Origin of the sequence: Streptomyces milbemycinicus (assembly GCF_002154605.1) — a bacterium.
GTDB lineage: Bacteria > Actinomycetota > Actinomycetes > Streptomycetales > Streptomycetaceae > Streptomyces > Streptomyces milbemycinicus.
Genome location: NZ_MUNE01000339.1, coordinates 1 through 8,847, shown reverse-complemented (window position 1 = coordinate 8,847; position 8,847 = coordinate 1). Strand labels below are relative to the sequence as shown.

Sequence of the window (8,847 nt, the reverse complement as noted above, 5' to 3'; positions counted from 1 at the left end):
GGGGTTCCCGCGGCGCGGCGGCGCCGGGGTTCCCGCGGCGCGGCGGCGCGTTTAGCTGTTCGGGCAGGTATCAGCCCAGGGCGGGGTAGTCGGTGTAGCCGCGGTGGTCGCCGCCGAAGGAGGTGGTGAGGTCGGGGGTGTTGAACGGGCCGCCGGCGGCGAGGCGGGCCGGGAGGTCGGGGTTGGCCAGGTAGAGCGCGCCGTAGGCGATCAGGTCCGCGATGCCGTCCTCCACAAGACCCAGCTCGTCCGGGCCGGTCGGGTCGGTGCCGGTGAACGGGTTGAGGATGAAGGTGCCGGGCCACTCCTTGCGCAGGCGGAGGACCAGGTCACGGACGCCCGGGGCCTCCATCTGGTGCAGATAGGCGAGGCCCAGCGGGGCCAGCCGTGCGACCAGGGCGCCGTAGGTCTCCTGGAGGTCGTCCTCGGCGATGTCGTTGTAAGGGTTGCCGGGCGAGATACGGAAGCCGACCTTCTCGCCGCCGATGGCCTGGGCCACCGCGGTCGCCACCTCGACGGCGAAGCGGATACGGCCGTCGACCGAGCCGCCCCAGGCGTCGGTGCGCCGGTTGGAGTTGGGGGCGAGGAACTGGTGGACCAGGTAGCCGTTGGCGCCGTGGATCTCCACACCGTCGAACCCGGCGGCGACCGCGTTGCGTGCCGCGGTGGCGAATTCGTCGATGGTCCGGGTGATCTCGGCCTCGGTCAGCTCCTTGGGGGTGACGAAGTCCTTGGGGCCCTCGTGGGTGAACACCTGCCCCTGCGGCGCCACCGCGGAGGGGCCGACCGGCAGTTGGTCGTCCGGCAGCAGGATGGGGTGGCCGATACGACCGGTGTGCATCAGCTGCGCGAAGATCACCCCGCCCTCGTCGTGCACGGCGTCGGTCACCTTGCGCCAGGCCTCGACCTGCTCCGTGGAGTGCAGGCCCGGGGTGTCGGGGTAGCCCTGCCCGACCACCGATGGCTGGGTGCCCTCGGTGACGATCAGCCCGGCGCCGGCCCGCTGGGCGTAGTAGGTCGCCATCAGGTCCGTCGGGGTCGCCCCGGGGCCGTATGCGCGGCTGCGGGTCATCGGGGCCATCACGATGCGGTTGGCCAGGGGCTTGCCGCCCAGGTCGTACGGGTCGAATGCCGTCGCCATGATCACATTCCTTGCTCACGGAGGGGCGCCGCGGCGTGCGGCGCCATTTCCTGCCCGAACAAGTAAAGCGCAGCAGACCATTCCCGCAAAGCTGTGATCTGCGTCACCATCCGCCCCGCTCTACCGCGATCTCCAGTGCACATGGGCTCAGCCCGTATCGGCAGCGAGCGCGATAGGCTCGTCCCTGCTCGGGCAGCTACACATCGCAGCGAGGGACGTATGAGTCAGCCGAAGGACACGTCCGGCAGCAAGTCCGGCAGCGAGTCCGGCAGCCAGTCGGCCGCCGCCGAAGCCGCGGCAACGGCCGAGATGACGATGCCGCCCTCCGTCCAGGCCGGCGCCATGACCCACGCGATCTTCCGCGTCGCCCGGCTGCACCGCATGCTCGCAGCGCAGCTGCTGCGCCGCGTCGGCCTTCATCCCGGCCAGGAGCTGGTCATGATGCAGCTGTGGGACCTCGGCCCCCAGCGCCAGGCCGATCTGGTACGCCTGCTCGGCTCCGACGCGGCCACCATGACCCGCACCATCCGGCGCCTCGAACACGCCGGCTTCGTCCGCCGCCACCCCTGCGCCACCGACAGACGCGCCTTCATCATCGAACCCACCACCGCCAGCCTCGCCCTGCGCCGCCAGGTCGAGGAGGTCTGGGCCGAACTCGAAAGCTCCGTCGCCGACAGCCTGACCCCCGACCAGCAGACCGAGGCCATCGACGCGCTGACCCGGATCGAACGCAGCCTCGCCCACGCCACCACACGGCACGCCTCCGCGGAGCAGTAACGTGCCGGTCCATGACGGACAATGACGCGACGGACGCCTCGCTGATCAAGGCCAGTTCGCTGCTCCGTGAGAGCAGTGAGCGGCTGGCGGACGGCGCCGAGACGGACACGGTCCCGCGCCTGCTCGCGGAGGCGGCCCGCTGCTACGACGCGGTCGCGGGGAAGCTGAGCGCCGACGACGCGGAGACCGCCGCCAGCATCGCGGTCGGACGCTCGGCGATAGCCGCGCTGGCCCTCCAACAGTGCGCCCTCGACGAGCTGGACTGCGACTGGTCCTGGACGGACGGGACCGACGGTCCGTACCTGGGCGACATGGCGGAGTACGACGAGGACGGCCTCAGCGAGGAGTTGGCCGCCCGGGCGATCGAGGCGGCCCGCGCCGCCCTGGACGCCGACCCCGGCGACCCTCTCGTACCCCTTCACCTGGGCCACGCCCTGTGCTGGTCCGGCGACCGGGACGGCGCGGTCGCCGCGTACGCGGAGGCCCTGCGGCGCGACCCGGGGGACCATGTCGCGCGCGACAGCCTCGCCGAACTCGGCGAAGAGGTGCCCGAGGAGGACGACTTCGACGGCACCGAGTCCCCGGACCGCCGCTACGCGTTCGCCCTGGTCCGCGAGGACGCCCGGATCAGCAACTCGGAGTGGTCCTCGACAGCGTGCGTTTTCGGCTCCGTCGACGCCGCGCGGCGCGACGCCGACGAGACCTTGAAATCCTGCGACAACGGGGGCTTCGACCCTGAAGACCTCCCGACCATGCTGAAGCTGACCCTGGAGATCCACCGACCGGGACAGCTCATCACCCGTTTCCCGGTCGAGCCCCTGGACGCGTCGTTCCTCGTCGACTGGTCGGGGCTTCCGGAGAGCGAGCCCTTGGACCCGCCCCTGCCGCCCGGACGGCCGGTCCGGATCGACGGTGAGACCTGCTTCCACGGCGGCCCTCGGTAGCCGGGAGCCTTCGGCGGCCGTTACGCCACTCGCGGCGGAAGGGGCGGCGTTTCCGCCGCGTCCGATGTGCACTACGTCTCATCCGCGGGCTGTTATGCCGGGCGCGCGGCTGGTGTCTCCATGCCGAGTCCGTAACACGAGGGAGACATGATGAACGAGAACGTCGAGGTGGTCGTGGTCGGCGGCGGGTATGGGGGCGTGACGGCGGCCAATCGCCTGGCTCGGCGCGATGGCGTGTCGGTGACCCTGGTCAATCCGCGTCCCGACTTCGTCTCGCGGATCCGCCTGCACCAGCTCGTGACCGGCTCCGATGACGCGGTCGAGGGCTTCAGTGAGGTTCTGGGCGGGAACGTCCGGCTGGTGGTCGACACCGCGACCCGGATCGACGCTGCCGAGCGCCGGGTGTCGCTGGCGGGCGGTGGCACGGTCTCCTACGACTACCTCGTCTACGCGGTGGGCAGTGGCGCCTCCGATCCCGGCGTGCCCGGAGCGGTGGAGTTCGCTCACTGGGTGTCGGACCTCGAGGGGGCGGAACGACTGCGGGCGGCGCTGGCCGCGACGCCCGCGTCGGCTCCGGTGACCGTGGTCGGGGCCGGCCCGACCGGCCTGGAGACCGCCGCCGAGCTGGCGGAAGCGGGCCGCAAGGTCACTCTGGTCTGCGGCAATGTGCTCGGCCCCTCCCTGCATGCCCGAGTCCGCCGCCCGGTCGCCCGCCGGCTGGCCAAGCTGGGTGTGACCGTCCTCGAAGGTCCCCGTGCGCAGGTGACGGATGTGACACGCGACGGCGTACGGCTCGACGACGGCCGCGAGCTGCCCAGCGCGGTGACGATCTGGACCGCGGGATTCCGTGTCCCGGACCTGGCCGCCCGCAGCGGGCTGCGCACCGACGCCGAAGGCCGCCTGATCACCGACACGACGCTGACCAGTGTGGACGACGAGCGCATCGTCGCCGCCGGGGACGCGGGAGTGATGCCGGACCACCCGTTCCGGATGAGCTGCCAGGCCGCCGTGCAGCTGGGCCCGGCGGCCGCCGACACGATCCTGCGCCGGATCGCGGGGAAGAAAGCCGCTCCCGTCCGGATGTTCTTCGCCGGGCAGTGCCTCAGCCTCGGCCGAGACGAGGGCGTCACCCAGTTCTCCTACCCGAACGACAAGGTGAACGCGCTCAGCATCAGCGGGGGGCTCGGTGCCGGCGTCAAGGAGATCGCCTGCCGGTTCACCCTCAACAAGTTGGTGTCCGGGGCACGCAAGGCCAGTTCCCGCGCATCCCACGGCGACCGCCTGGAATCGCCGCAGTCGAAGAACCGCTCGACACCGTCCGGCACCTGACCAGTGGGGAGGCTGCTGCCGACGACCCCGTCATCAGACTGGGTACGTGTTCCACGGCCTGCTTCCGGCCCATGGGGCCGACCACGAGAGAGTGAAGCGCACGAGATGAACGACCACGTCACCGACCCCGCGACGGAGGCCTTCGTCGCCCACCGCGACCTGCTGTTCACCGTCGCCTACGAGATGCTCGGATCGGCGGCGGACGCCGAGGACGTCCTCCAGGAGGCCTGGCTGCGGTGGGTCAAGGTCGACCTGGCACAGGTGCGGGACCAGCGCGCCTACCTGGTACGGATCACGACCCGGCAAGCACTCAACCGGCTGCGCACCCTCAAACGGCGCAAGGAGGCCTACGTCGGCCCCTGGCTGCCCGAACCTCTGCTCACCGCGCCGGACGTGGCCGAGGACGTCGAACTGTCCGAGAACCTGTCGCTGGCACTCATGTTCATCCTCGAAACCCTCTCACCGACCGAACGCGCCGTCTTCGTGCTGCGCGAGGTCTTCGACATCGGCTACGACGACATCGCGGAGGCGATCGACAAGAGCCCCGCCGCCACACGCCAGATCGCCTACCGCGCCCGCCAACACGTCGACGCCCGCCGGCCGCGCACACCGGTTTCACCGGAAGAAACCCGGGCAGCGTTGAATTCGTTCCAGTCCGCCCTCGTGACCGGGGACCTGCAGGGGCTACTCGACGTACTCGCCCCGGACGTTGTCTTCGTCAGCGACGGAGGCGGCCTCAAGCTGGCGGCCCTGCGGCCGGTCGTCGGCGCCGACAAGGTACTCCGCTACATGATCGGCAGTCTCGACAAGGCCGGCGGCACCCTCACCAGTGAACCCACGACGGTCAACGGCAACCCCGGACTCATCCTGCGCCTGGACGGCGAGATCGACGGCGTGCTGGCCTTCCGCGTGGAGAACGCCCACGTCACGGGCCTCTACTACGTCCGCAACCCCGAAAAGCTCACCCGCGTCGAGTCCGAAACCCCCCTCACCTCCCGCTGACCGTCCTGATCTCCGGAAAGCCGCGCAGCCGCGCCATCTCATCATCGGTCACTCCTCAAGACACGGCCTGAAGAGGGCTACTGATCTCACCGTGAGTGGCTACGGGGGGCCGGCGTGATGGGCCATCCGGACCCGCATCACGCCGGCCTCGCGCAGCGATCACCGGGGCGTTCTCCTGGCTCCTTCAGACCGCCGATCCCGCCTGGGCCCGCTCCCGTACGACGCGGCGGCGCCGGCTCGGCATCCCGAGCGTCGGGTTGGCGACGCCCCAGGCCGCGCTTTTGCAGATCAGCTCCTTGTAGACGGCGGCGAACCGTCCGGTCAGGGCCGCCCGGACGGCGCGGTCGTCGGCGGTGACGTACTGGATCACGCCTTCCTTGCGGCCCAGCGAGATGCACTGGTTGAAGTAGCGGATCGGCACGTTCGGCAGCTTCCCGCCGGTCAGGCGGGCCGCGATGGCGTCGGCGGCCTGCCACGCGGTGGGGACGCCCGAGGCGCACGACATCCGCAGCGGCTTGTCGCCGGGGCCCATCACCATGGCCGCGTCACCGACGGCGTACACATCCGGGTGCGAGACCGAGCGCATGGTCCCGTCGACCACGATCTGGCCGGTGCCGGTGGCCTCCAGGGCGGTGGCCTTCGCGATCGGGTGGACCGCGAAGCCGGTGGTCCACACGGTGACCGCGGCCGGGATGGCCTTGCCGTCGGCGGTGACGACGCGGTCGGCCTCGACGCCGGTGACGGCGCTGTGCTCGTGCACGGTGATGCCGAGCTTGTCGAAGACCTTCCGCACATGCCGGCCGCCCTTGGGCGAGAGCCAGTCGCCGAGGCCGCCGCGGGCGGCGAGGGCGACGGCGAGGTCCGGGCGGGCCTCGGCGATCTCGGTCGCGGCCTCCAGACCGGTGAGGCCGCCACCGACGACGACCACGGGCTGTCCGGCGTCCAGCCGGGCCAGGCGCTCGCGGAGCTGTAGCGCTCCGGGGCGGCCGGCGAGCTCATGGGCGTGCTCGGCGGTGCCGGGGACGCCCTGGTCGTTCCAGCTGCTGCCGAGGGCGTACACGAGGGTGTCGTACTCCAGTTCCTCGGCGCCGTTCGCGTCGATGACGGCGACGGTCTTACGGTCGACGTCGACGCCGGTGACCCTCGCGAGCTTCAGTTCGACGCCCGTGCCCGCGAACATCTCGCCGAAGGTCCGGAGCTTGAGGTCCTGGCCGACCGCCAGCTGGTGCATCCGGACGCGCTCGACGAAGTCGGGCTCGGCGTTGACGAGGGTGATGGTGACGTCCTCGCGGTGCAGCCGCTTGGCGAGGCGCCCGGCGGCGCTGGCCCCGGTGTATCCGGCTCCGAGGACGATGATGCGGTGCTGCATGTCCTTGCTCCTGTCTGTTCCTGTCTTCAGCGAGTCGCCCCTTGAACCGGGCGGCCCGCCGTTTCCTGACAGGGATCCGATGTGAAGCACCTCACACCGGGTCAGCGGATCAGAAGGCGTGGAGCAGAGGCTCCCCGTGGTCGACGGCCGCCCACTGCTCGCTCGCGCGTTCGAGCTTGTCGGGGTTGACCTGGTTACGGAACGCGGCGATGCCCTCGGCCGTGACCTCCAGGCACAGGACGCCGACGACCCGGCCGTCGACGACCGCCACGACGGCGGGGTCGCCGTTGGCGGTCGTGGCGTAGACCTCGGGTGAGCCGCCGGCGTAGGCGCGCTTGGCCTTGCTGGGCTTGAACAGGCCCCACATGAACTTCGCGACCGCGACGGCGCCCTCGAACGGCTTGGTGCGGGCCGGGATCTTCCCGCCGCCGTCGCCGATCGCGATGGCGTCCTGGGTGAGCAGCCGCACAAGCGGCTCGGTCCGGCCGCTGGTGGCGGCTGCAAGGAACTCCTCGACGATCCGCCGGGCGGCGGCCTCGTCGACCTCGGTACGGGCCTGGCCGTCCGCGACATGCTTCTTGGCGCGGTGGAAAATCTGCTGGCTGGAGGCCTCGCTGATGTCCAGGATCTCGGCGATCTCCCGGTGCGGGTAGTCGAAGGCCTCCCGCAGCACGTACACCGCCCGCTCGTTGGGGGACAGGCGCTCCATGAGAGTGAGGACCGCGTACGAGACCGATTCGCGCTGTTCGGCGGTGTCGGCCGGGCCGAGCATCACATCCCCGGCGAGCAGCGGTTCGGGGAGCCATTGGCCCACATAGGTCTCGCGCCGCGCGCGGGCCGAAGTGAGCTGGTTGAGGCACAGATTGGTGAGGACCTTCGTCAGCCAGGCCTCGGGGACCTCGATACGGTCGACGTCGGCGGCCTGCCAGCGCAGAAACGCCTCCTGCACGGCGTCCTCGGCCTCGCTCGCGGAACCGAGGAGGCGGTAGGCGATGGCCTCCAGACGGAACCTGGAGGCCTCGAACCGGTCCACGTCGCTCATGCTCAGGGGCATGGGCCCCGATCCTACTAGCGGCCCATCGGCGGGCGGCGGTGACCCGGGCCGCCTCAGCCGCCGGTCCGGTCCGAGCCCTCGCCGGTCAGCGTCGGTCCTCGACCGTCCATCCGTCGCCCAACTCCCGGCGCAGGGCATCCAATGCCGCGTCCGCCTGCTGGGTGAACCGTTCCCATTCCTCTTGGGGCCATGGGGACGGGTCCGGTGGGTAATCCCAGTCGAGGGACGACTGGTACCACTCGCACAGCCTCGCCAATTCGGCCCGGGTGGCCGGGCTGATCGGCAGTCGTTCCAGCTCGCACGGGGACCCGTACAGGCTGTCGACGTCGTCCGGCCACAGCGGGGTGTGCGGGACGCCGGCTTCGAAGAAGAAGCGCAGGTGGTGAGGGTGCACGGGACACCTTCTCACGGTCGACGCGTCCGCCCGCGCGGTCAGGTGCGCCCGTACGGACGTCACACTGGCCGCACGCCCTGGCCGGCGCCGGTGACACACCCCCGCGATCCACCGACTCCGGCCAGGGACACCTCGCCGCGCCGTGAGCCCCCCGGGCGCGGTCGGCGGGCGAGGGTCAGCCGATGCGGTCCGCGGGGGCGTTGGTCAGGTAGGTGTAGCGGGCCTGGAGGGCGCCGGTCCTGGGGGCGGTCTCCGTCTCCTCCAGGAGGTCTCCGGTCTTGGGGTTGATGATCAGGCGGAGGGTGCCGGAGTCGGTGGTCCACTCCAGGGCCGTGCCCGTGCGGCCGGTGGCGTCCTTGGCGGGGCCGGCGACCTCGACGCCGGGGAGACCGGCCAGGACGCGGTAGAGCGCGGCGCGCAGTTCGGGGCGCGCCGGGGACTCGCCGAGGAGGGCGGTGGCGTTGTCGAAGGTGCTCTTGGCCTTGCCGTCGGCGGAGTTGGGGGTCGGCAGCAGCGAGGCGAGAGCCTTGGGGTCGGTGGGGAGCTTGTCGAGCTGGTTCCAGCCGAGGGTCCGGTCGCCGACGGCGTACGCGCGGGCCGTGAAGGCGACCTTGGTGGACCCGTCCGGGTTCACCTCGGTGGACTTCCCCTTCCGGTCCAGATACCTGGTGTGGGTGCTCTCCTTCTCGCCGTCCGCCGGGACGGTGAGGTTGAGGGTGGTCTTCCAGTACGGGGCCTCGGTGGCGGGTGCGGAGGCCGCGACCTGTGCCATGTCGTTGAGGAACGCCTTGGCCGAGGCGGCCCGCGGGGGCTGCGACGGTGCGCTGTCGGTCGCGG

9 protein-coding genes are annotated in these 8,847 nt (G+C 71.2%); 4 read left to right on the top strand and 5 right to left on the bottom strand.

Going from position 1 to position 8,847, the window contains the following annotated elements:
* Nucleotides 1-70: 70 nt before the first annotated feature.
* The gene (locus CCN51_RS26595; RefSeq protein WP_014179161.1) at nt 71-1,141 is read right to left on the bottom strand and encodes an alkene reductase; all 1,071 of its coding nucleotides are present in this window, start codon (nt 1,139-1,141) and stop codon (nt 71-73) included.
* Nucleotides 1,142-1,456: 315 nt separating this feature from the next.
* Here CCN51_RS26595 and CCN51_RS26590 point away from each other — a divergent pair, with 315 nt between their 5' ends.
* The 4 genes from CCN51_RS26590 (at nt 1,457) to CCN51_RS26575 (ending at nt 5,193) form a co-directional block, all read left to right on the top strand.
* The gene (locus CCN51_RS26590; protein ID WP_014179158.1) at nt 1,457-1,918 is read left to right on the top strand and encodes a MarR family winged helix-turn-helix transcriptional regulator; all 462 of its coding nucleotides are present in this window, start codon (nt 1,457-1,459) and stop codon (nt 1,916-1,918) included.
* 11 nt (nt 1,919-1,929) lie between these two features.
* Nucleotides 1,930-2,862 (top strand): tetratricopeptide repeat protein, encoded by a 933-nt coding sequence (locus CCN51_RS26585; RefSeq protein ID WP_014179157.1) that lies wholly within the window; start codon nt 1,930-1,932, stop codon nt 2,860-2,862.
* Between the two features lie 150 nt (nt 2,863-3,012).
* Nucleotides 3,013-4,191 (top strand): NAD(P)/FAD-dependent oxidoreductase, encoded by a 1,179-nt coding sequence (locus CCN51_RS26580; RefSeq protein ID WP_043487494.1) that lies wholly within the window; start codon nt 3,013-3,015, stop codon nt 4,189-4,191.
* A gap of 105 nt (nt 4,192-4,296) precedes the next feature.
* Nucleotides 4,297-5,193: an RNA polymerase sigma-70 factor gene (locus tag CCN51_RS26575; RefSeq protein ID WP_014179155.1), complete on the top strand. Its 897-nt coding sequence runs from the start codon at nt 4,297-4,299 to the stop codon at nt 5,191-5,193.
* A 184-nt stretch (nt 5,194-5,377) separates the two neighbouring features.
* Here CCN51_RS26575 and CCN51_RS26570 read toward each other — a convergent pair whose 3' ends face one another.
* The 4 genes from CCN51_RS26570 to CCN51_RS55120 form a co-directional block, all read right to left on the bottom strand.
* Nucleotides 5,378-6,562, bottom strand: a complete 1,185-nt coding sequence (locus CCN51_RS26570; RefSeq protein WP_014179154.1) for an NAD(P)/FAD-dependent oxidoreductase — start codon at nt 6,560-6,562, stop codon at nt 5,378-5,380.
* 109 nt (nt 6,563-6,671) lie between these two features.
* Complete coding sequence (locus tag CCN51_RS26565; protein WP_014179153.1) at nt 6,672-7,616, bottom strand: RNA polymerase sigma-70 factor; 945 nt, start codon at nt 7,614-7,616, stop codon at nt 6,672-6,674.
* Nucleotides 7,617-7,701: 85 nt separating this feature from the next.
* The gene (locus CCN51_RS26560) at nt 7,702-8,010 is read right to left on the bottom strand and encodes a hypothetical protein (RefSeq protein ID WP_014179152.1); all 309 of its coding nucleotides are present in this window, start codon (nt 8,008-8,010) and stop codon (nt 7,702-7,704) included.
* A gap of 175 nt (nt 8,011-8,185) precedes the next feature.
* Nucleotides 8,186-8,847 (bottom strand): hypothetical protein (locus tag CCN51_RS55120; protein ID WP_086860157.1); only part of this gene is annotated, 662 nt, incomplete at its 5' end.

Excerpts from the sequence above, each read along its gene's own strand:
- CCN51_RS26595 (WP_014179161.1), bottom strand. The coding sequence starts at position 1,141 with ATGGCGACGGCATTCGACCCGTACGACCTGGGCGGCAAGCCCCTGGCC.
- CCN51_RS26590 (WP_014179158.1), top strand. The coding sequence starts at position 1,457 with ATGCCGCCCTCCGTCCAGGCCGGCGCCATGACCCACGCGATCTTCCGC.
- CCN51_RS26585 (WP_014179157.1), top strand. The coding sequence starts at position 1,930 with ATGACGGACAATGACGCGACGGACGCCTCGCTGATCAAGGCCAGTTCG.
- CCN51_RS26580 (WP_043487494.1), top strand. The coding sequence starts at position 3,013 with ATGAACGAGAACGTCGAGGTGGTCGTGGTCGGCGGCGGGTATGGGGGC.
- CCN51_RS26575 (WP_014179155.1), top strand. The coding sequence starts at position 4,297 with ATGAACGACCACGTCACCGACCCCGCGACGGAGGCCTTCGTCGCCCAC.
- CCN51_RS26570 (WP_014179154.1), bottom strand. The coding sequence starts at position 6,562 with ATGCAGCACCGCATCATCGTCCTCGGAGCCGGATACACCGGGGCCAGC.
- CCN51_RS26565 (WP_014179153.1), bottom strand. The coding sequence starts at position 7,616 with ATGCCCCTGAGCATGAGCGACGTGGACCGGTTCGAGGCCTCCAGGTTC.